Source organism: Haloactinopolyspora sp. (genome assembly GCF_027324685.1).
GTDB lineage: Bacteria > Actinomycetota > Actinomycetes > Jiangellales > Jiangellaceae > Haloactinopolyspora.
In genome coordinates, this window is record NZ_DAHVSH010000186.1 from 1 (window position 1) to 19,965 (window position 19,965).

Here is a 19,965-nt window from a genome sequence, read left to right on the forward strand (position 1 = left end):
CTTCTGGCCGAAGAAGTGCACTTGGAACTTGTCGTTGTCGCGGCGACGCCGGTTGGCGTGTCCGACGCGTCGGGTATCCTGCCGGAGAGCGGCTCGGGCGGCGTCGACATCGGCATTCCACCGGTCATGTGCCTGCTCCCAGCGCAGGCGCGCCGCGGCCTTGCCGACCAGGTACTCGGTGTAAGCGCCGGTGTATCGGGCCGGGCCGATGACGGGTGTACCGTCGGGATTCACCGTCAGCGCCGGGTCGAGGTCGAGGATCGAGGTGCTCACAGCATCCAGGAACGCACGGTCGTGCGAGGCGGTGAGCACGACGCCGCGATACTCACGCAGCGACCCTTCCAGGAAGTTGACCGCGTCGTCATCCAGGTGATCGGTGGGCTCGTCGAGCAGGAGAACGTCCGATGCCCGAAGCAAGGCGAGCGCCAGGGCGAGCCGGGCACGCTGGCCACCGGACAGCGAGTCCACTGGCCGGGTGGCGGGCAGGTGCGCCAAGCCGAGCCCGGCGATGGCGCGGGCCGCCCGGGCATCCGCCGTCCAGCCGTCGCGGCGGTCGTACTCGGCCAGCGCATCGCCGTAGTCGTCCAGGACGGATTGATCACCATCAGCCAGGCGTGCTTCGGTCGCGCGCATCCGCATCTCGAGCGTCCGGAACTCAGCCAGCGCCGCGTCGGTGGCTTCGGCAATGGTGCCCCCTGCGGGCAGGTCGGGTTCCTGGCCGAGGTAGCCCAAGCTGCCCTGTCGGTGGACCGAACCGGCGTCGGGTTCTTCGACACCGGCGATCAGCCGCAGCAGGGTGGATTTGCCGACGCCGTTCTCACCCACCAGCCCGAGGCGCTCCCCCGCACCGACATCAAGGTCGACGCCGTTGAGAACAACGCGGCCGGCATAGGCCTTGGCAAGCGAACGCACGGAAAGCTGAGACACGCACGGACCTCATCGGGTCGCCGGGCGGCCCGCGGGGTCGACGACCTCGAACGCGGGCCCGATGCACGTGTCAGCTGAACATGATGCGCAGATCGTATCAGCCACTCCGGCACCGACCCGTAGGGCTCAGGCTCGACGTGCGCGCTACTGCGCTTTCGGGTCCGGAACCGCGTCGATGCCGGCTTCCTTGCGCTGTTGTGCGGTGATCGGCGCCGGTGCACCGGTCAGCGGGTCGTAGCCACCACCGGTCTTGGGGAAGGCGATCACTTCGCGGATCGACTCGGTGCCGGCGAGCAGCGCCACGACTCGATCCCACCCGAAGGCGATGCCGCCGTGCGGCGGTGCGCCGTACTTGAAGGCGTCGAGGAGGAACCCGAACTTCTCCTGCGCCTCGTCCGCGCTGAGCCCCATCACGTCGAACACGCGCTGTTGCACGTCGCGGCGATGAATACGGATCGACCCACCGCCGATCTCGTTGCCGTTGCAGACCAGGTCGTAGGCGTAGGCGAGCGCGTTGGCGGGGTCGGAGTCGAAGGAGTCGAGCCACTCCGGCTTGGGCGCGGTGAAGGCGTGGTGGACTGCGGTCCAGGCGCCTGTGCCCACCGCGACGTCGTCGGTCTCGGCGACGGGTTCGAACAGGGGCGCATCGACCACCCACACGAACGACCACGCGGACTCGTCGATCAGCCCTGCGCGCCGGCCGATCTCGAGGCGGGCGGCGCCCAGCAGCTGCTGTGAGGCCCGGCGGGCTCCGGCGGCGAAGTAGATCGCGTCGCCCGGCTCGGCGCCCACCAGTTTCGCCAGGCCTGCCGTCTCTTGCTCGGACAGGTTCTTGGCCACCGGACCGGACAGTTGTCCGTCAGGTCCGACCAGAACGTAGGCCAGGCCTTTCGCACCGCGAGCCTTCGCCCAGTCCTGCCAGGCGTCGAGTTCCTTGCGCGACTGCGCCGCGCCCCCGGGATGGACCACCGCGCCGACGTAGGCGGCCTGGAAGACCCGGAAGCTGGTGTCGGCGAAGTGGGTGGTGACGTCGGTGATCTCTTGACCGAACCGCAGGTCGGGCTTGTCGGTGCCGAAGCGGTTCATCGCGTCGTGGTAGGTCATACGGGCCACCGGGGTCGTGAGCTCGTGGCCGATCAAGCGCCACACCGCCGCGATGATGCGCTCGCTCAGGGCGATCACGTCGTCCTGCTCGACGAAGCTCATCTCGATGTCGAGCTGGGTGAACTCCGGTTGCCGGTCAGCGCGGAAGTCTTCGTCGCGATAGCACCGTGCGATCTGGAAGTACCGCTCCAGCCCGCCGACCATGAGCAACTGCTTGAACAGCTGCGGAGACTGCGGCAGCGCGTACCACGAGCCCGGTCGAAGCCGCGCCGGAATCACGAAGTCGCGTGCGCCCTCCGGCGTCGAGCGGGTCATGGTCGGCGTCTCGACCTCGACGAAGCCTTCGCCGTGCAGCACGTCCCGTGCGACCCGGTTGACCTCACTGCGCAGTCGCAGCGCAGCAGCCGGACCCGAACGGCGCAGGTCGAGGTATCGATGCTTGAGCCGGACCTCCTCGCCGACATCGACGTGGTCGTCGATCTGGAACGGCAACGCCTCGGCCTCGCTGAACACCTCGACGGATTCGGCGATCACCTCGATGTCGCCGGTCGGCAGCGCCGGGTTCTCGTTGCCGGCGGGGCGCTGCTGCACCACACCGGTGACCCGAATGCAGTATTCGTTGCGCAGGTCGTGGGCCACCGACTCGTCGCGCACGACCACCTGAGCGACGCCCGAGGCGTCCCGCAGGTCGAGGAACGCCACTCCCCCATGATCGCGACGGCGGGCCACCCAGCCGGTGAGGGTGACGGTCTGGCCGGCGTGACCGGCGCGCAGCGCGCCGGCCTCGTGGGTGCGAAGCACGGGCTCGAGTCCTCTCGGTTCGTTCGGTCGACCAGCGCGCACGGTCCGGCGCGCCGCCTACAGATCCTACGTAAGCAGCGCGCCGGACAGCGACGCGATATCGCCTCGGAATCGACGCCCGACGTGGCTACTGCTGGCCAGCCGTCCCCCGACGCCCGGACCTCGGCTTCAACAGCATGCCTTCGGGGCTGTTGAGGTACTCGCGCGTCTCGCGCGCCACCAGCCCGGACAGGATGATCAGGCCGATCAGGTTGGGCAGCGCCATGAGCCCGTTCATGATGTCGGCGAAGGTCCAGATCGTCGTCAGCTCGGTGACGGCGCCGACGAAGATCATGATGACGAAGAGGACCCGATACGGCGTGACGCCACGTCGCCCGACGAGCCGCTCGACGTTGCGCTCGCCGTAATACGACCATCCCAGCAGCGTGGAGAAGGCGAAGAACATGACGCTGAGTGCGACGACGTGCCCGCCCCAGTCGCCGGGAAGACCTACCTCGAACGCCGACGACGTCATCAGCGAGCCTTCCTCGCCGCTGTCCCACATGCCGGTCGTCACGATGACCAGGCCGGTGAAAGACACGACCACCAGCGTGTCGATGAACGTCTGAGTCATCGACACCAGCGCTTGGCGCACCGGGTGGGTCGTCTTGGCCGCGGCCGCAGCGATGCCCCCGGTACCGAGGCCGGACTCGTTGGAGAAGATGCCGCGAGCCACGCCATAGCGCAGCGCCATCAAGAAGCCCGCACCGACGAAGCCACCGACAGCGGAGGTGCCGGTGAATGCATCGGACACGATCAGCTGGAGCGCCGCGGGCAACTCGCTGACGTTCGCGAGCAACACCCACGTACCGGCAGCGATGTACACGACGATCATGATCGGGACGAACGCCGAAGCCACCCGGGCGATGCTCTGGATTCCGCCGAGGACCACCGCTGCGGCAGCGACAGTCAGGATGATGCCCGTCACGACAGTGGAGATGCCCCACTGTTCATCCGCTTGCGCGGCCACGGTATTCGACTGGGTCATGTTGCCGATGCCGAAGCTGGCGATCACCGCGAACACGGCGAACAAGACACCGAGGATCGGGCCGAGCGGAGCCTTGATGCCCCTGGACAGGTAGTACATCGGTCCGCCGCTCTGCTCGCCCGCGGCGTCGGTGTGGCGGAAGCGTACTCCCAGGAATGCCTCGGTGTACTTCGTCGCCATCCCGACCAGACCGGTGACCCACATCCAGAACAAGGCACCCGGTCCCCCGAGGCCGATGGCAGTGGCGACACCGGCGATGTTGCCGACACCGACGGTGGCCGCCAGCGCGGTCGCCAAAGCTTGGTAGTGCGTGATGTCGCCGGTGGCTCCTGGATCCTTACGCGTCAGGAACGCCAGCCTGAAGGCGCGTCCGAACGCGCGGAACTGTAGACCGGTGAGCCGGATCGTCAGGAAGACACCGGTCCCGAGCAGCAGCGGGATCAGCAACCACGGTCCCCACACCACTGAAGAGATGTCGGCCAAGACATCGTTGAGGCGGTCCATGCATGACTCCTTCGAGGATGACTGGCGGACATGGTGGCGCGATTCACGCCAAATGACCAGACCCCCCACGGTGTGTCATGAGACCGTTACGTCGCTGTCGCCGACGGGTCGAACAGCGTGCCCTGCTGAGCACTGACGGCGGCCCCGCGCTTCGCTGAGTTGATGCTGGTGGTTGTCGCCGACCAGCGCCGCCGCGGGCCGTCGTCGCCGGCAGCGTCGAATGCCGGGCGATCGAGGCCGTGCCGCCGCAGCAACGGCGCAGTACGCTCGGTCACCCAGGTGCGGTACCGCTGGTGCGCGTACGAGCCTGCGCTGTAGAGGCGCTGATATCGGTCGAGGAGTTCCGGCTTGTCGGCGCGCAGCCAGCGTAGATACCACTCGCGCGCACCGGGCCGCAGATGAAGCGGGATGATGCTCACTCCGGTGGCGCCAGCTTCGGCCACTGCGCCGATCAAGGCGTCCAGATGCTCGACGGAGTCGGTCAGGCCGGGCAGTACCGGCGCGACCAGCACGTTGCACGGCAACCCGGCCGCGCGGATCGCCCGGATCAACTCGAGCCGCGCGCGTGGGGTCGGCGTCCCTGGTTCCACGGAACGATGCAGATCTTCGTCCAGCATCGCCAGCGACACACCCACCCCGACGGACACCGACTCCGATGCCTGTGCCAACAGCGGCAGATCGCGCTGCAGGAGCGTTCCCTTGGTGAGGATGCTGAACGGTGTACCGGAGCCGGCGAGTGCGTCGATGATGCCGGGCATCAGCTGGTAACGGCCTTCAGCGCGCTGATACGGATCGGTGTTGGTGCCCATGGCCACGTGTTCGCGAGTCCACGACGCCTTGGCCACTTCGCGCCTCAGCACGTCGGCGACGTTGACCTTCACGATCACTTCGCGGTCGAAGTCGTCGCCGGCATCGAGATCGAGATAGGTGTGCGTACCCCGGGCGAAGCAGTTGTGGCTGACGACACCGTTGGCGATGAAGTCGCCCGTGCCGGTGGAGATGTCGAACATCGCCATCTCGACACCGAGGTCATGCACCGCGGCCACGCGGAGTCCGGCCCCGGTGTCGACCGCGGAGTCCGACGGCTGCCCGGAGCGCGCGCCGTCGCCGGGGACGGTGGGTACCGGCCCGGTGGCGCCGAAGCCGGTCAGTTGGTCCGCCGTGGTCAGATGCGCTCGGCGGATGCCGCGCGCCGCTCCGGCGACCTGTTTCCAGCCGTGCGTGGTGAGGAATCGGTGGTCGGCGCTGGCGACGAGGGAGGTGCCGTCGGCGAGGTCGACGCGGAATGCCGGCTTGCGGGTCTCCCAATGGTCGAGGACCACCGTCTGCACGTACCGGCGCCGCGTTCCCACCGCCCGGGTGCCGACGACGCGATCGCCGACCCGGATCTTGGCCAACGGGCGCACCCGGCCGTCGCTCATGAGGACGTCTGTGTCGCCGGACAGGCAGTACGTACAGGCATGGCTGCAGCCGCGATACGGGTTGACGGTCCGGCGGAACGGGACGTGGGATGCCGCCGGTACCCGGTTCAGCGCGGACTTGCACATGACTTCGTGAAAGGTGATGCCGTCGAACTCCGGCGTCCGCACGCTGCGCACCAGTCCAGCCATGCGCTGCAGCCCGGGCAGCGCCTGGCCGTCGGCCGCCGTGAGCTGCTGAACGTCCCAACGCATGCCCCTATTCGAACACACGTTCGCTCTGATCGCAATCCAGCACCGGTCAGGTACTCCCGGCGGCCGCGGCTCCCTCAGCCGGCGCCGGTGCGCCCGGCCAGCTGCGCGACGACCTCGTCCAGATTCACTGCGCTCTGCTCGCCGGTGGCCAGCTCCTTGATCTGGGCGACACCCCCGGCCAGGTCGCGCTCGCCGAGGATGAGCGCATACCGTGCACCGCTGCGGTCCGCGGCCTTCATCGCGCCCTTCAGACCGCGGCCCCCGAGCGCCACGTCGGTGGCCACACCGGTCCGACGCAACTGAGTGACCAGCCCGAACGCACGACGTTCGGCGGCCTCCCCCAACGGAACCACATAGACCGTCACCCCCGGCGGTTCCGGCAACGCGAGCCCTTCGGCCTCCATGGCCAGCAGCGTCCGGTCCGCCCCGAGCGCCCACCCGACGCCGGGCAGGCGCGGCCCGCCGAGCAGTTCGGACAGGCCGTCATAACGTCCGCCGCCGCCCACGGCCGACTGCGAGCCGAGCCCGTCGTGGACGAATTCGAACAGCGTCCGGGTGTAGTAGTCCAGTCCACGCACCAATCGCGGATCGTCCTCGTACTCGATCCCCGCGTCGGTCAACAGAGCCCGCACCTTGTCGTGGTGGGCACGGTCGGCCTCGGACAGGAAGTCGACCACCACCGGGGCGTCCTCGAGCGCCTTCTGAATCTCTGGGCGCTTGTCGTCGAGCACCCGCAGTGGGTTGATCTCGACCCGTTTGGCCGTCTCGTCGTCGAGATCCAGGCCGCGCAGGAACCGCTGCAGTGCGTCCCGATAGGCCGGGCGTGATTCGTGCGAGCCCAGGGAGTTGATCAGGACTCGCACGTCGTTGAGTCCCAGCGCCTTGTACGCGTCGACGGCCAACACGATGAGCTCGGCGTCCACGGCGGCGTCGTCGGAGCCCAGCACCTCGGCGCCCACCTGGGAGAAGTGGCGATACCTCCCCTTCTGCGGCCGTTCGTAGCGGTAGTAGGACCCGCTGTACCAGAGCTTGACCGGCAAGGCGCCGCGGTGCAGGCCGTTCTCCAGCACCGCGCGCAGCACCGGCGCGGTGCCCTCAGGCCGCAGCGTGACGTCGTCGCCGCCCCGGGTGGTGAAGGAGTACATCTCCTTGGTGACGATGTCGGTCGACTCCCCCACGCCGCGGGCGAACAGCGCCGTCTGCTCGAAGCTGGGTGTCTCGATGTAGCCGTACCCGGCCGCACGCAGCGGGGCCGCCATGGCGTCCCGGACGGCCAGGATCGCGTCTCCGCGCGGCGGGACGAGGTCGAACGTGCCCTTCGGGGCACGGAAGGTGGGTTGACTCACGTGGTCCTCCCCAGGCCCGACGGTGTCACGGCCTGAGATCTCGAAGATACGGGTTGGTGGCACGCTCCTGGCCGAACGTCGACGGTTCGCCGTGGCCAGGCAGAACGGTGGTGGCGTCGGGCAAGCCCCCCGCCGATTCCGGCCGGGCGAGCTCGCCGAGCGTATGTCGCATCAAGGCGTCGTCACCCCCGGGCAGATCCGTTCGCCCGATGGTCCCGGCGAACAGGACGTCACCGGTGAAGCACAGGTTCGCGGTGGTCTCGTCCTGGCGCGGGACGAAGTACAGGGTGGATCCCTCGGTGTGCCCGGGCGCGAACAGCGCATGCAGCTCGATGCCGGCCAGGTGCAGCGGCGTGCTGTCGGCGAAGGTCCGGATGTCCGGTGGCCGCGTCCAGTCGTCAGCGAGGCCGGCCAGCATCGGGGCGAGGTCGGGGCCGAGCGTGCGGATCGGGTCGTCGAACCGGTAGAGGTCGGCTTCGTGCACATACACCGGCAGGTCACGACGCTGGCACAGCTGCGCGAGCGCGAAGGTGTGATCGATGTGGCCGTGCGTGACCAGTGCGGCCACCGGATCGAGATCGTACTCGGCCAGGACCTCGTCGACCCGTTCGTCCAGCCCGATTCCGGGGTCGACGACGACGCACTCGCGCCCGTCGTCGGTGGCTACGATGTAACAGTTGGTTCCCAGGATCGGACCGGTGAAGCTGAGCAACAGCACTCGGTGAAGGGTACCGGCGGTACATCATCGCCGCGAACTCGTTATCTTCACTCCTGGCCTGTACTGCCTAGACTGTGCACCCGTAGCACATGCGGCGGGGGCGTTCGGGTTCCCTCGCCCGCACCTCGGCGGATTGGGAGGACCTGGTGGCCAAGAGCGCCAAACGGCGGCGTGAGCTGGCCCGGCAGCGGGCACAGCGGCAGCAGGAGCGGCGAGCCGGCCGGGCTGCGCGCCGTCGTCGCGTCACGATCGTCGTCAGTGCGGTTGCCGCGGTTGCCGTGATCACGGTGATCAGCCTCGTGGCGTCCGGCGTCATCGGTGGTGGTGACGACGTCGTCGCCGCCCCGGATTCCAGCTCCGACACCACGCCGGCGAGTTCCACCGAGGGTTGCGAGTACCGCGAGTCCGGTTCGCCGGCGGTTCCCGACGTCGGGCTGCCGGCCGAGTTCACCGGTGACCAAGCGCAGGCGTCCACCGCGACGGTGACGCTGAACGGCTCGCCGGTGACGATCCAGCTCGAGCCCGCGGCCGCGCCGTGCACGGTGCACTCGTTTGCCCATCTCGCCGCCGCCGACTACTTCGACGCGACCACCTGCCACCGGCTCACCACGTCCGACACGCTCAAGGTGCTGCAGTGCGGCGATCCGACGGGCAGCGGCTCCGGTGGCCCGGGATACGAGTTCGACAACGAGAACACCGACGGCGCCACCTACACCGCCGGCACCGTGGCCATGGCGAACTCCGGCCCCGACACCAACGGCAGCCAGTTCTTCCTGGTCTATGACGACTCCGACCTGCCGCCGGACTACACCGTCTTCGGTCACATCACCGACGGTCTCGACGTACTCACCACCATCGCCGAGGCTGGGACGGACAATGGAGAGAGCGACGGCGCACCCGCCGAACCGGTCACCCTCGATGACGTCACCACCACCGCTGCGAACCCGGATGAGGACGCACAGTGACACACAACCCCACCAGCCCCAGCAGCCCGGACCCGGAGAACACCGCCACGGTCGCCTCCAACGAGTGGGGGCGCGTCGACGAGACCGGTGAAGTCTTCGTCCGCACCGCCACCGGCGAACGCAACATCGGCTCGTGGCAGGTCGGCCGGCCCGAGGAAGCCTTGGCCTTCTTCGCGCGCAAGTTCGACGACCTCGTGGTCCAGGTCGACCTGCTGGAGAAGCGCCTGGAATCCGGTGCCGCCGCACCTGACGACACCGCGGCCGGCGTCGCCAAGCTGCGCTCCGCCCTGGCCGACGCGCACGCCATCGGCGATCTCGACTCGTTGGCCGCTCGCCTCGACACCCTCGACGAGCGCATCGAGCAGCGCCGCGCCGAGCGCAAGGCAGCCCGGGCACGAGCCCAGGAGGAAGCCAAAGCCCGCAAGGCCGAGATCGCCGGCCGGGCCGAGTCCATCGCCGAGAGCAACGACTGGAAGCAGGGCGCTGACACGCTTCGCGCGCTGCTCGAAGAGTGGAAGTCACTGCCGCGCCTGGACCGGCCCACCGACGACGAGCTCTGGCGCCGCTTCTCCTCCGCCCGCACGCATTACACCCGGCGGCGCAAGGCCCACTTCGCCGAGCTCGCCGAACGCCGCGAGGAAGCCCGGACCATCAAGGAGCGCATCCTCAAGGAGGCCGAACAGCTCAGCACGTCGACCGATTGGGGCCCGACGTCGCGGCGCTACCGCGAGCTGATGAATCAGTGGAAGGCCGCCGGCCCGGCGCCGCGCGGAGTCGAGGACAGCCTGTGGAAGCGGTTCCGCGCCGCACAGGACACGTTCTTCGGCGCGCGCAACGCTGCGCAGGCCGAGCGTGACGACGAGCAGCAGGCCAACCTGGCGATCAAGGAGGCCATTCTCGCCGAGGCCGAAGCGCTGCTGCCCATCACCGACTGGAAGGCCGCCCGCCGGGCCATGCGGGCTCTGCAGGATCGGTGGGAGGAAGTCGGCTACGTCCCGCGGGACTCCATGCGTTCGATCGAGAACCGGATGCGCCGGGTCGAGGACGCCATCCGCGACGCCGAACAGGGCGAATGGCAACGTTCCAACCCCGAGGCTCGTGCTCGAGCCGAAGCCACGGTGCGTCAGCTCGAAGCATCCATCGCCGATCTGGAGACCAAGGCCGACAAGGCGCGCGAGCAGGGCAACGACAAGGCGCTACGCGAGGCTGAAGAAGCCTTGGCCGCGCGCCGGTCCTGGCTCGAGCAGGCCCAGCGGGCGCTGGACGAGTTCACCGGATAAGTCGATCACGACGACGACGGCGTCGCCGCGGGAATGCCGCTGGTGAGCCGGTAGGCGTCGAACACGCCCTCGACCCCACGCACTGCCTTGAGCACGTGCCCGAGGTGCTTGGGATCGGCCATCTCGAAGGTGAACCGGCTGGTGGCGATGCGTTCGGTGCTGGTCGTCACCGTGGCCGACAGGATGTTGACGTGCTGGTCGGACAGGACTCGCGTGACGTCGGAGAGCAGCCGCGCGCGGTCGAGCGCCTCGACCTGGATGGCCACCAGGAACATGCTGTTGGCGGTGGGCGCCCACTCGACCTCGACGATACGGCCGTGCTGTTGGCGCAACGAGTCGACGTTGATGCAGTCCATCCGGTGGACCGACACGCCGGAGCCACGGGTGACGAACCCGATGATCTCGTCACCGGGTACCGGGGTGCAGCATCGGGCGAGCTTGACCCACACGTCCGAGACACCCTTGACCACCACGCCCGGGTCGGTACCGGCGCTGCGCCGCGGGCGATCGGGGGTGGCGGCCTCGGCGACGTCCTCGGTGGTGCCTTCCTCGCCGCCCAGGATGTGCACGAGTTTCTGCACGATGCTCTGCGCCGAGACGTGCCCCTCGCCGACGGCAGCGTACAGCCCGGCGATGTCGGGGTAGCGCAGATCGTCGGCGACCGCCTTCAGCGACTCCTGGCTCATCATCCGCTGCAGCGGCAGGTCCTGCTTGCGCATCGCGCGCGCGATGGAGTCCTTACCGTGCTCGATGGCCTCCTCGCGACGCTCCTTGGAGAACCACTGCTTGATCTTGTTTCGAGCTCGGGCACTGGTGACGAAGGTCAGCCAGTCGCGACTGGGACCGGCGCCGGCGGCCTTCGACGTGAACACCTCGACCACGTCGCCGTTGTCGAGGTTGGACTCCAGCGGCACCAGCCGCCCATTGACACGCGCACCGATGGTGCGGTGCCCGACGTCGGTGTGCACGGCGTAGGCGAAGTCGACCGGAGTCGCCGAGGCGGGCAAGGCGACGACGTCGCCCTTCGGCGTGAACACGAAGACCTCGTTCGACTCCATCTCGAAGCGCAGCGACTCGAGGAACTCGCCGGGGTCCTCGGTCTCCTTCTGCCAGTCGAGCAGCTGCCGCAGCCAGGCCATGTCGTTGGCCCCGGCGGACTCCCCCGTGCCCGAGGACTTGGCGGCGCCGTTGGAGGATTCCTTGTACTTCCAGTGCGCGGCGATACCGTACTCGGCGCGACGGTGCATCGCATGGGTACGGATCTGCAGTTCGACAGGTTTGCCACCGGGCCCGATGACCGTCGTGTGCAACGACTGGTACATGTTGAACTTCGGCATCGCGATGAAGTCCTTGAACCGCCCCGGAACCGGATTCCAGCGAGCATGGACGATGCCCAGCACGGCATAGCAGTCGCGGACGGTCTCGACCAGGACCCGGATACCGACGAGGTCGTAGATGTCGGCGAAGTCGCGACCGCGCACGATCATCTTCTGGTAGATCGAGTAGTAGTGCTTGGGCCGGCCGTAGACGTTCGCCTTCAGCTTCGCTGCCCGCAGGTCGGCCTGGACGTGCTCGATCACCGAGGCCAGATAGTCGTCACGCGACGGCGCGCGTTCGGCGACGAGCCGGACGATCTCGTCGTACACCTTCGGGTGCAACGTGGCGAACGAGAGATCCTCGAGCTCCCACTTGATGGTGTTCATGCCCAGCCGGTGCGCCAGGGGCGCGTAGATCTCGAGCGTCTCGTGCGCCTTACGGCGTGCGGACTCCTTGGGCACGTAGCGCCACGTGCGCGCGTTGTGCAACCGGTCGGCCAACTTGATGACCAGGACCCGGATGTCCTTGGCCATGGCGATGACCATCTTGCGCACGGTCTCGGCCTGCGCCGCCTGGCCGTACTTGACCTTGTCCAGCTTGGTGACGCCGTCGACGAGCATCGCGATCTCGTCGCCGAACTCTGCCCGCAGCTGGGACAGGCTGTAGTCGGTGTCCTCCACCGTGTCGTGCAGCAGAGCGGCGGCCAGCGTGGGCGGGGTCATACCCAACTCGGCCAGAATCGTGGTGACCGCGAGCGGATGGGTGATGTAGGGGTCACCGCTCTTGCGCTTCTGGCCGCTGTGCGCACGCGCGGCCACGCGGTAAGCCTTCTCGATGACCTCGAGATCGGCTTTCGGGTGGTTGGCCTTGATGACGCGGAACAGCGGCTCGAGCGCGGGATCAGTCTGCTGACGTTGCGAGGTCAGCCGCGCCAATCGCGCTCGCACCCGAACCGGTGCCAGCGCGCCGCTCGAAACGTTCTGCTCGGCCACTCAGCCCCTTTCGTCTCTACGAAGGAGACAACACAGTCTAAGCCTCGTATGTTTCCGGCGGTAAGCCATACCGGCCGACACGCTGGGCGAGCCGGCCGCGACTGGGGCGCTACACCGACAACAACGACGTCACCGGCACGTCCCGTAGCCGTTCCCGCCCGTTCAGGAAGCCCAGCTCCATCAGAACGGCGACGCCCAGCACGTCGGCACCGGATGCCCGCACGAGATCGACCGTCGCCCGCACCGTGCCTCCGGTGGCCAACACGTCGTCGACGATCAGAACCCGCTCGCCGCCGGCGAAGGCGTCGCGGTGCACCTCGACCGTCGCACGGCCGTACTCGAGCTCATAGCTCATCGACGACGTCGCCGCGGGGAGCTTGCCCTCTTTCCGGACCGGCACGAAACCGGTACTCAGTGCATGGGCAACCGGCGCGCCTATGATGAACCCGCGCGCCTCGATCCCGATCACGAGGTCGGCTGAGACCGACTCGTCGCTGTCGCTGCGGCCGCACCGCGCGAGCAGGTCGGTGACCATCTGGAACGCCTGCGGGTCACGCAACAGAGGGGTGATGTCCTTGAACATCACCCCGGGCTCGGGCCAATCCGGGACGTCGCGAACGTGGGACAGCAACAACTCGCGTTCGGCGTCGTTGATCGGTTCGGCCCTCGTGGTGAATGCGGGGTCAGTCACGTAGCGCAGGATATCGCCCCGCGCCGTTCGGCAGGCTGGATCAGCGGGCGTCGTCTCCGTTGGTCCGGTCTTCGCTGGCCGACGGCTCAGGCGTGCCGGTGTCGCCGGACGATTCGTCCGAGGACTGGGCCCCTGGCGACAAGACGTTGACGATCGCACGCCGGACGTAACGGTTGTGGACCCCCGGGGCTACCTCGAGCACGACCTCGTCGTCCTCGACAGCCACCACCGTGGCCAACAAACCCGCGCTGGTCATGACTCGGGCACCCGGGCTCACCGTGCGTTGGAGCTCGGCCATGGCCCGGCGCTGCTTCTGCTGCGGCCGAATGAGCAGAAAATAGAAAACAGCGATCAACAGGATCGGGAGCAGCAACGATGCAGCATCCATGAGGACAGAAGATTCCTTCCCACGCGCCCGGAGGTGAGCGCACCACGAGTTGGGGGCGGTGACCAGCACCGGACACCGTGTGCCGAGTGTACCCGCCGGTGAAGCTCAGCCTACGAGCCCTCGGCCGCGCTGAACAGGTCGGGTTCGGCCCGTCCTCGACCGAAGGCCGGTGCCGACGGCGCCGTCAGACCCAGGTGCTCCCATGCGGCCGGGGTGGACACCCGGCCACGCGGGGTACGGGCGAGCAGCCCGGCGCGCACGAGAAACGGCTCGGCGACCTCCTCGACGGTCTCGCGTTCTTCGCCGACAGCCACGGCCAGGGTGCCCAGGCCCACCGGCCCGCCGCCGAAGTTGCGGCACAACGCCGTCAACACCGCTCGGTCGAGACGGTCGAGGCCCAACTCGTCCACCGCGAACACCTCGAGCGCGGACCGGGCGATGGCACCGGTGACCACCCCGTCGGCGCGCACCTCGGCGAAGTCGCGCACCCGCCGGAGCAGCCGGTTGGCGATCCGCGGGGTGCCCCGCGAGCGCCCAGCGATCTCACGCGAGCCGTCGGCACGCAGATCGACCGAAAGCAGCCCGGCCGAACGCGTGAGGACCTGCTCGAGCTCAGCCGGATCGTACAACTCGAGGTGACCGGTGAACCCGAATCGGTCACGCAACGGGCCAGGCAGCAGCCCGGTCCTGGTCGTGGCCCCGACCAGGGTGAACGGCGGCAGGGACAGCGGGATGGCGGTGGCGCCGGGCCCTTTACCCACCACCACGTCGACACGGAAGTCCTCCATCGCCGTGTAGAGCATCTCTTCAGCCGGGCGGGCCATCCGATGGATCTCGTCGAAGAACAGCACGTCGCCCTCGGAGACCGACGACAGGATGGCGGCGAGGTCGCCGGCGTGCTGAATGGCCGGCCCGCTGGTGATGCGCAAGGCCACGCCCATCTCGGCCGCCACGATCATCGCCAGGGTCGTCTTGCCGAGTCCGGGCGGGCCGGACAGCAGGATGTGGTCGGCGCTCCGCCCGCGTGCCTTGGCCGCGTCGAGCACCAGAGACAGCTGCTCCCGCAACCGTTCCTGACCGACGAACTCGGCCAGCGTCTTCGGTCGCAACGCCGCCTCGACGGTGTACTCATCGGCTTGCGCTTCGCCGCCGACCAGGCGGCTGACGGGTTCGTCCCCGGCCCAGGGCTCCGGCTCGCTCATCACTTCGCCAGGGTACGTAGCGCGGCTTTCAACATGGCCGCGACATCCGGGTCGGTTCCATTGACGTCGGCCGCCACGCTCTCGATCGCCCGATCAGCGTCGCGGGCCGGCCACCCCAGTCCGAGCAGCGCCTCGTGGACCTGCGCCTGCCAGCCGGCAGCAGGCGCCGTCGCGCCACCCGGCAACGCCACAGCGGCCGAGGTGCCGGACACCGCGCCGAGCTTGTCCTTCAGCTCGATGACGATGCGTTGTGCGCCCTTTTTGCCGATACCCGGCACCTTCGTCAGCGCCGCGAGATCCTCGGTCGCCACCGCGCGACGTAGCTCGTCCGGCGGATGTACCGACAGCATCGCCTGCGCCAGCCGCGGCCCGACGCCGCTGGCGGTCTGCAGCAGCTCGAAGACCGTCCGCTCGTCGTCGTCAGCGAAGCCGTACAACGTCAGCGAATCCTCACGCACGACGAGGCTCGCCGCGAGCTGCACGGATTCGCCGAGGTGCAGCGCCGACGTCGTCGCGGGCGTGCAGTGCAACGCCAACCCGATGCCGCCCACGTCGAGCACGGCCTCGGTGGGACGCAGCGCGGCGACCTGGCCACGCACGAACGTGATCATCGAAACCTCCCCGTGCCCGCCGCCGCAGCCGCAGTCCGAAGCCGCTGCTCGGCAGCGCCACGCCACACCTGGCAGATGGCCAGCGCCAACGCGTCGCTCGCATCGGCCGGGCGCGGGCGCGCATTCAACCGCAGCAGCCGCATCACCATGGCCGCCACCTGCGCCTTGTCAGCTGAGCCATGACCGCTCACCGCTGCCTTGACCTCGCTGGGGGTGTGCGTCACCACAGGCGTGCGCCACCGAGCCGCCACGAGTGCCGCGACGCCGCTGGCCTGCGCCGTGCCCATGACCGTGCGGACATTGTGCTGGCTGAACACGCGCTCGACGGCCACGGTGTCGGGCCGGTACTCCTGGATCCAGGAGTCCACCGCCGACTCGATGCTCAGCAGCCGCTCCCCCAGTTCGGCCTCGGACGACGTGCGGATCACCTCGACGGCGACCAGGTTCAACGGGCGCCCGGGAGCACCATCGACCACGCCGAGGCCACACCGGGTGAGCCCCGGGTCCACCCCCAGTACCCGCATGTACGACCCTTCGTGAGCGAACACCAGTTCGGGCCTGAGCCTACCGGCCGGCGACGAGTTGCCCGTCCACCGACGCGCCGGTCCGGCGCTAAAGTGCCCCTGTGAGCGAAACACCTGCCGGCGGGCAGCCGCACGAAGCCCGGCAGCCCAGTGCCGAAGACCTACGCGCCTACTTCGAACAACTGCGACCGATGCCGGCCGAGCACGTGCTGACCGAGACGTTCTCCAGCCTTCTGATGGCAGCGCAGGCCAAGCTCGGCCGTAACGACGCCCGGCTGCTGATCGACACCGCCGGGCAAGCCTTCGCCCACGTCCGGCAGTACCTGAGCGACGCCGCGGCCAACCAGATCGAACAAGCACTCAACCAAGTGCGGATGGCCCAGGTACAAGCCGAACAGGCCGCCGCCACCAGCGGACGAACCGAGGAGAACGACCTTCCGCACAAGCCGGCGGCACCAGCAGGCCCGGCAGCGTCGTCAGGCCCGGCAGCGTCGTCGGGCCCGGCTGCCACGTCGGGACAGTCTCAGACGTCCAAGCTCTGGATCCCGGGCCGCTGACGCGCCGGCAGCTCAGCCGACTGCCTCCATGCCAGTCTGGTCGGCCTCGACCTCGCCTCCGCTTCCGGCACACCTCGCCCGCTCGGCGTACCTCCAGCTGCAGCTCAGCCGACTGCCTCCATGACATCGTCGGACACGTCGAAGTTCGCAAACACGTTCTGCACGTCGTCGCTGTCCTCGAGGGCCTCGATGAGACGGAACACCTTGCGCGCGCCGTCCTCGTCCAGCGGCACGGTCACCGACGGGATGAACGACGTCTCGGCAGACTCGTAGTCGAGGCCGGCGGCCTGCACGGCCTGGCGAACGGCCACCAAGTCGGCCGCTTCGGCGCGTACCTCGAACGCCTCACCGACGTCCTCCACCTCGTCCGCGCCGGCGTCGAGCACGGCCTCGAGAAGTTCGTCCTCGGTGAGCGGGTCACGTCCGTCCTGCTCACGCGGCACCACGACCACGCCCTTGCGGTCGAACAGGTACGACACCGACCCAGGATCGGCCATCGACCCGCCGTTACGGGTCATGGCGGTGCGGACCTCCGACGCGGCGCGGTTGCGGTTGTCGGTCAAGCATTCGATGAGCACCGCCACGCCGTTCGGGCCGTAGCCCTCGTACATGATGGTCTGGTACTCAGAGGCGCCGCCTTCGGCGCCGGAGCCACGCTTGACCGCTCGCTCGATGTTGTCGTTGGGGACCGACGCCTTCTTCGCCTTCTGGATGGCGTCGTACAAGGTCGGGTTACCGGCCGGGTCGCCGCCGCCGGTACGGGCGGCCACCTCGACGTTCTTGATGAGCTTCGCGAAGAGCTTGCCCCGCTTGGCGTCCACCAGAGCCTTCTTGTGTTTCGTGGTCGCCCACTTGGAATGCCCGGCCATGGGGCTAGACCTCCTTCACGATGTCGAGGAAGAGTGCATGCACGCGCGTGTCGGCGGTCAACTCCGGATGAAACGACGTCGCCAGCAACGATCCGTGGCGGACCGCGACGATCCTACCGGCGTCGGCAGCATCACCCCTCGACGACGAGCCGGTGTCCCCCGCGGGAACCCGAGCGAGCACCTCCACGTCCGTACCGACCTTTTCCACCCACGGCGCACGGATGAACACGGCGTGAAATGGTTCGGCAGGCGAACCGAGTGCGGGAAAGTCGAGGTCGGCTTCGAACGAGTCGACCTGACGGCCGAAGGCGTTGCGCCGCACCACGATGTCCATACCGCCGACCGTCTCTTGCCCGGCCACGCCGCCTTCGAGGTGATCAGCGAGCATGATCATGCCGGCACAGGAGCCGAAGGCCGGCATGCCCGCCGCGATGCGCTGGCGTAACGGGTCGAGCAGGCCGAAGGACCGCGCGAGGCGCCACATCGTGGTGGATTCTCCGCCGGGCACGACCAGCGCGTCGACGCGCCCCAGGTCGTCCGGGGTACGCACGGCAGCGGTGTACGCACCCAGATCGCCGAGCATGCGCCGGTGTTCGCGGACATCGCCCTGCAGGGCGAGCACTCCCACGGTGGGTCGGGGCACAGGTCGCCAAGCCTCTCATGAGGGGATACGGGATGGGACTGCCCATTCTATGGCCTCGTAACCGTGCGAAAGAATGCGTACCGATCACCGCCCCACACGAACAGGAGCCACTCGGTGCGTGTCGCCGTCTTCACCGGCTCGTCCTTCGGCGAGTCCGACAAGTACGCCCAGGCAGCAGCAGGCCTCGCTCGGCACTTGGTCGCCAACGCCGTCGGCATCGTCTACGGCGGCGCCCACGTCGGCTTGATGGGCATCGTGGCGGACACGGCGCTGGAGGCCGGCGGCGAGGTCGTCGGCGTCATCCCCGGCACCCTGGTCGACGCGGAGATCGCGCATCGAGGCCTGAGCGAACTGCACGTCGTGACGACGATGCACGAGCGCAAGGCGCTGATGGCCGAACGTGCCGACGCCTTCGTCGCGCTGCCCGGAGGCGCGGGCACGCTCGAAGAGGTGTTCGAGGTGTGGACCTGGCAGCACCTCGGACTGCACCGCAAGCCGATCGTGATGGTGAACACCGCGGGTTACTGGACGCCGTTGGTGCGCGCTCTCGATCAGATGGTCGACGCCGGATTCCTCCACCGCGGCCAGCGGGACTCGCTGCGCCTGGTCGACGAGCCAGAACAGGTGCTGACCGCGATCCGGGACTGGCGTCCGCCCACCGGCACCCGGTGGGACGACGACTCCGGCAACCGGACCCGGGCACGAGCGTGACGCCGCCTCCAGCCGCCGTGCCGTGATCACCGGCGGTCCCGGCTCGGGCAAGTCGCACCCTGATCGGCTCACTGCGCGCCGCGGGGATCACCTGCGTCGACGAGGCTGGGCGAGCGATCATCCGCGATCAGACCGCGATCGGCGGGACACAACGACGCACCCCTGGCGGTCTCGCCCCGGCGCGTCGAAGGGGGCACCATCGTGAAGGCTGTGATCCAGGACGCGTACGGCTCGGCCGACCGGGACGTGGCTGGCCGGGTCGAGTCCGTGGGACCTGGCGTCGACCGCTGCCACTACTGCGACGTGCGCTGCGCGAGCGTGGGACGTTGGTGATCGTCGGCGGCGAAAGCGGTGGGCGGTGGTTCGGTGGCCTGGACCGACGGGACGTGGAGACGCTCAACCGGCACATCGAGGCCGGCGCCGTGCGCCCGGTCGTCCACCGTACCTTCCCGCTGGACAACACCGCCGACGCGGTGCGACACGTGCAGCACGGACACCCACAGGGCAAGGTCGTGGTCACCGTCGAGCCGTGCGGAGATTCAATCGATCGTGCGGGTCACGCCGTCCCAACCGTGCTCGATCAACTCCGTCGCGAGCGAGACCAGGAGGGGCGGGTAGATCGTCGTCGTGGTGGTGGCCAGCTCGCCCAGATCCCACCAGGCGATGTCAGCCACGGCCGCCCGCTCGACGGCCGTCCAACCGTCGGTGCGAACTGGCGTCGCACCGTCCACGCGGGCGTAGAACAGCGCCTCGTGCTGCCGGCACGGGCGCCCGAAGTACGTGAACTCCGCGTCGCGGACGGCGACCGGGCCGACGAGTTCGTCGGCCGGCACGACGAGCCCGCTCTCCTCGAACAGCTCGCGTGCCGCGGCCGCACGTTCGGACTCCCCCGGTTCGAGCCCGCCGCCCGGTGTGAACCAGCGAGCTCGCTCGGGATCGTCGGTTCCTGCGCCCACCAGCAACACTCGGCGAGCGGCGTCCACGGCGATCACGCGGGCGGCGTCGCGTTCCCAGACGCCGTCGTCCGCCAGGTGCCACTCGGCGAAGACCTCGTCCAGGTCGACGGCGTCCACGCCCGATGGGGCCGGTTCGTTCACGGCCACCAGCGTAACCGC

Annotated in this window: 19 protein-coding genes and 1 pseudogene; 5 read left to right on the forward strand and 15 right to left on the reverse strand. The window is 68.8% G+C overall.

What is annotated here, in order from left to right; genetic code table 11:
* From M6444_RS20110 to M6444_RS20135, 6 genes are all read right to left on the reverse strand, one after another.
* On the reverse strand, positions 1 to 927 hold a 927-nt coding region (locus tag M6444_RS20110), incomplete at its 3' end, for an ATP-binding cassette domain-containing protein (RefSeq protein ID WP_298331500.1).
* 144 nt (positions 928 to 1,071) lie between these two features.
* Positions 1,072 to 2,832: an aspartate--tRNA ligase gene (gene aspS, locus M6444_RS20115; protein ID WP_298331502.1), complete on the reverse strand. Its 1,761-nt coding sequence runs from the start codon at positions 2,830 to 2,832 to the stop codon at positions 1,072 to 1,074.
* 127 nt (positions 2,833 to 2,959) lie between these two features.
* Positions 2,960 to 4,363, reverse strand: coding sequence for a sodium:alanine symporter family protein (locus M6444_RS20120; protein WP_298331504.1), 1,404 nt, complete (start codon positions 4,361 to 4,363; stop codon positions 2,960 to 2,962).
* Between the two features lie 86 nt (positions 4,364 to 4,449).
* A complete protein-coding gene (locus tag M6444_RS20125; RefSeq protein WP_298331506.1) occupies positions 4,450 to 6,036 on the reverse strand; it encodes an Rv2578c family radical SAM protein in 1,587 nt (528 codons plus the stop codon).
* 74 nt (positions 6,037 to 6,110) lie between these two features.
* Positions 6,111 to 7,382 carry a histidine--tRNA ligase gene (gene hisS / locus M6444_RS20130; RefSeq protein WP_298331509.1) on the reverse strand — a complete coding sequence of 424 codons (1,272 nt, stop codon included), beginning with the start codon at positions 7,380 to 7,382 and terminating at the stop codon, positions 6,111 to 6,113.
* Positions 7,383 to 7,407: 25 nt separating this feature from the next.
* On the reverse strand, positions 7,408 to 8,100 hold the full coding sequence (locus M6444_RS20135; protein WP_298331510.1) for an MBL fold metallo-hydrolase: 693 nt from the start codon (positions 8,098 to 8,100) through the stop codon (positions 7,408 to 7,410).
* Between the two features lie 146 nt (positions 8,101 to 8,246).
* Here M6444_RS20135 and M6444_RS20140 point away from each other — a divergent pair, with 146 nt between their 5' ends.
* A complete protein-coding gene (locus M6444_RS20140) occupies positions 8,247 to 9,065 on the forward strand; it encodes a peptidylprolyl isomerase (protein ID WP_298331512.1) in 819 nt (272 codons plus the stop codon).
* On the forward strand, positions 9,062 to 10,345 hold the full coding sequence (locus M6444_RS20145; RefSeq protein ID WP_298331514.1) for a DUF349 domain-containing protein: 1,284 nt from the start codon (positions 9,062 to 9,064) through the stop codon (positions 10,343 to 10,345). Before M6444_RS20140 ends, M6444_RS20145 begins: the two co-directional genes overlap by 4 nt.
* A gap of 5 nt (positions 10,346 to 10,350) precedes the next feature.
* Here the strand turns inward: M6444_RS20145 and M6444_RS20150 are convergent, their stop codons facing one another.
* From M6444_RS20150 to ruvC, 6 genes are all read right to left on the reverse strand, one after another.
* Positions 10,351 to 12,654 carry a bifunctional (p)ppGpp synthetase/guanosine-3',5'-bis(diphosphate) 3'-pyrophosphohydrolase gene (locus M6444_RS20150; RefSeq protein ID WP_298331516.1) on the reverse strand — a complete coding sequence of 768 codons (2,304 nt, stop codon included), beginning with the start codon at positions 12,652 to 12,654 and terminating at the stop codon, positions 10,351 to 10,353.
* Between the two features lie 109 nt (positions 12,655 to 12,763).
* Positions 12,764 to 13,345: an adenine phosphoribosyltransferase gene (locus M6444_RS20155; RefSeq protein WP_298331517.1), complete on the reverse strand. Its 582-nt coding sequence runs from the start codon at positions 13,343 to 13,345 to the stop codon at positions 12,764 to 12,766.
* Positions 13,346 to 13,385: 40 nt separating this feature from the next.
* On the reverse strand, positions 13,386 to 13,733 hold the full coding sequence (gene yajC, locus M6444_RS20160) for a preprotein translocase subunit YajC (protein ID WP_298331519.1): 348 nt from the start codon (positions 13,731 to 13,733) through the stop codon (positions 13,386 to 13,388).
* 110 nt (positions 13,734 to 13,843) lie between these two features.
* Positions 13,844 to 14,935: a Holliday junction branch migration DNA helicase RuvB gene (gene ruvB / locus M6444_RS20165; protein WP_298331521.1), complete on the reverse strand. Its 1,092-nt coding sequence runs from the start codon at positions 14,933 to 14,935 to the stop codon at positions 13,844 to 13,846.
* A complete protein-coding gene (gene ruvA, locus M6444_RS20170; protein ID WP_298331523.1) occupies positions 14,935 to 15,546 on the reverse strand; it encodes a Holliday junction branch migration protein RuvA in 612 nt (203 codons plus the stop codon). The genes ruvB and ruvA overlap by 1 nt, the downstream gene beginning before the upstream one ends.
* Positions 15,543 to 16,070 carry a crossover junction endodeoxyribonuclease RuvC gene (ruvC, locus tag M6444_RS20175; protein WP_298331525.1) on the reverse strand — a complete coding sequence of 176 codons (528 nt, stop codon included), beginning with the start codon at positions 16,068 to 16,070 and terminating at the stop codon, positions 15,543 to 15,545. Before ruvC ends, ruvA begins: the two co-directional genes overlap by 4 nt.
* A gap of 101 nt (positions 16,071 to 16,171) precedes the next feature.
* Between ruvC and M6444_RS20180 the strand changes: the two genes are divergently transcribed.
* The gene (locus M6444_RS20180) at positions 16,172 to 16,627 is read left to right on the forward strand and encodes a hypothetical protein (RefSeq protein ID WP_298331527.1); all 456 of its coding nucleotides are present in this window, start codon (positions 16,172 to 16,174) and stop codon (positions 16,625 to 16,627) included.
* 104 nt (positions 16,628 to 16,731) lie between these two features.
* Here M6444_RS20180 and M6444_RS20185 read toward each other — a convergent pair whose 3' ends face one another.
* Both M6444_RS20185 and pdxT read right to left on the reverse strand, forming a co-directional pair.
* A complete protein-coding gene (locus tag M6444_RS20185) occupies positions 16,732 to 17,496 on the reverse strand; it encodes a YebC/PmpR family DNA-binding transcriptional regulator (RefSeq protein WP_298331529.1) in 765 nt (254 codons plus the stop codon).
* Between the two features lie 4 nt (positions 17,497 to 17,500).
* The gene (pdxT, locus tag M6444_RS20190; protein ID WP_298331531.1) at positions 17,501 to 18,139 is read right to left on the reverse strand and encodes a pyridoxal 5'-phosphate synthase glutaminase subunit PdxT; all 639 of its coding nucleotides are present in this window, start codon (positions 18,137 to 18,139) and stop codon (positions 17,501 to 17,503) included.
* Positions 18,140 to 18,253: 114 nt separating this feature from the next.
* On the opposite strand from pdxT, the gene M6444_RS20195 reads away from it, so the two are divergent.
* Both M6444_RS20195 and M6444_RS23070 read left to right on the forward strand, forming a co-directional pair.
* Positions 18,254 to 18,850 carry a TIGR00730 family Rossman fold protein gene (locus M6444_RS20195; protein WP_298331533.1) on the forward strand — a complete coding sequence of 199 codons (597 nt, stop codon included), beginning with the start codon at positions 18,254 to 18,256 and terminating at the stop codon, positions 18,848 to 18,850.
* 386 nt (positions 18,851 to 19,236) lie between these two features.
* Positions 19,237 to 19,356: pseudogene (locus M6444_RS23070) on the forward strand (zinc-binding dehydrogenase); the annotation flags it as partial.
* A gap of 33 nt (positions 19,357 to 19,389) precedes the next feature.
* Here the strand turns inward: M6444_RS23070 and M6444_RS20200 are convergent.
* Positions 19,390 to 19,947: an NUDIX domain-containing protein gene (locus tag M6444_RS20200; RefSeq protein WP_298331535.1), complete on the reverse strand. Its 558-nt coding sequence runs from the start codon at positions 19,945 to 19,947 to the stop codon at positions 19,390 to 19,392.
* Positions 19,948 to 19,965 lie beyond the last annotated feature (18 nt).

Bases quoted from the DNA above. Each gene is read 5' to 3' on its own strand.
- M6444_RS20185 (WP_298331529.1), bottom strand. From the start codon at position 17,496: ATGGCCGGGCATTCCAAGTGGGCGACCACGAAACACAAGAAGGCTCTG.
- ruvB (WP_298331521.1), bottom strand. From the start codon at position 14,935: ATGAGCGAGCCGGAGCCCTGGGCCGGGGACGAACCCGTCAGCCGCCTG.
- yajC (WP_298331519.1), bottom strand. From the start codon at position 13,733: ATGGATGCTGCATCGTTGCTGCTCCCGATCCTGTTGATCGCTGTTTTC.
- ruvC (WP_298331525.1), bottom strand. From the start codon at position 16,070: ATGCGGGTACTGGGGGTGGACCCGGGGCTCACCCGGTGTGGCCTCGGC.
- M6444_RS20120 (WP_298331504.1), bottom strand. From the start codon at position 4,363: ATGGACCGCCTCAACGATGTCTTGGCCGACATCTCTTCAGTGGTGTGG.
- M6444_RS20125 (WP_298331506.1), bottom strand. From the start codon at position 6,036: ATGCGTTGGGACGTTCAGCAGCTCACGGCGGCCGACGGCCAGGCGCTG.
- ruvA (WP_298331523.1), bottom strand. From the start codon at position 15,546: ATGATCACGTTCGTGCGTGGCCAGGTCGCCGCGCTGCGTCCCACCGAG.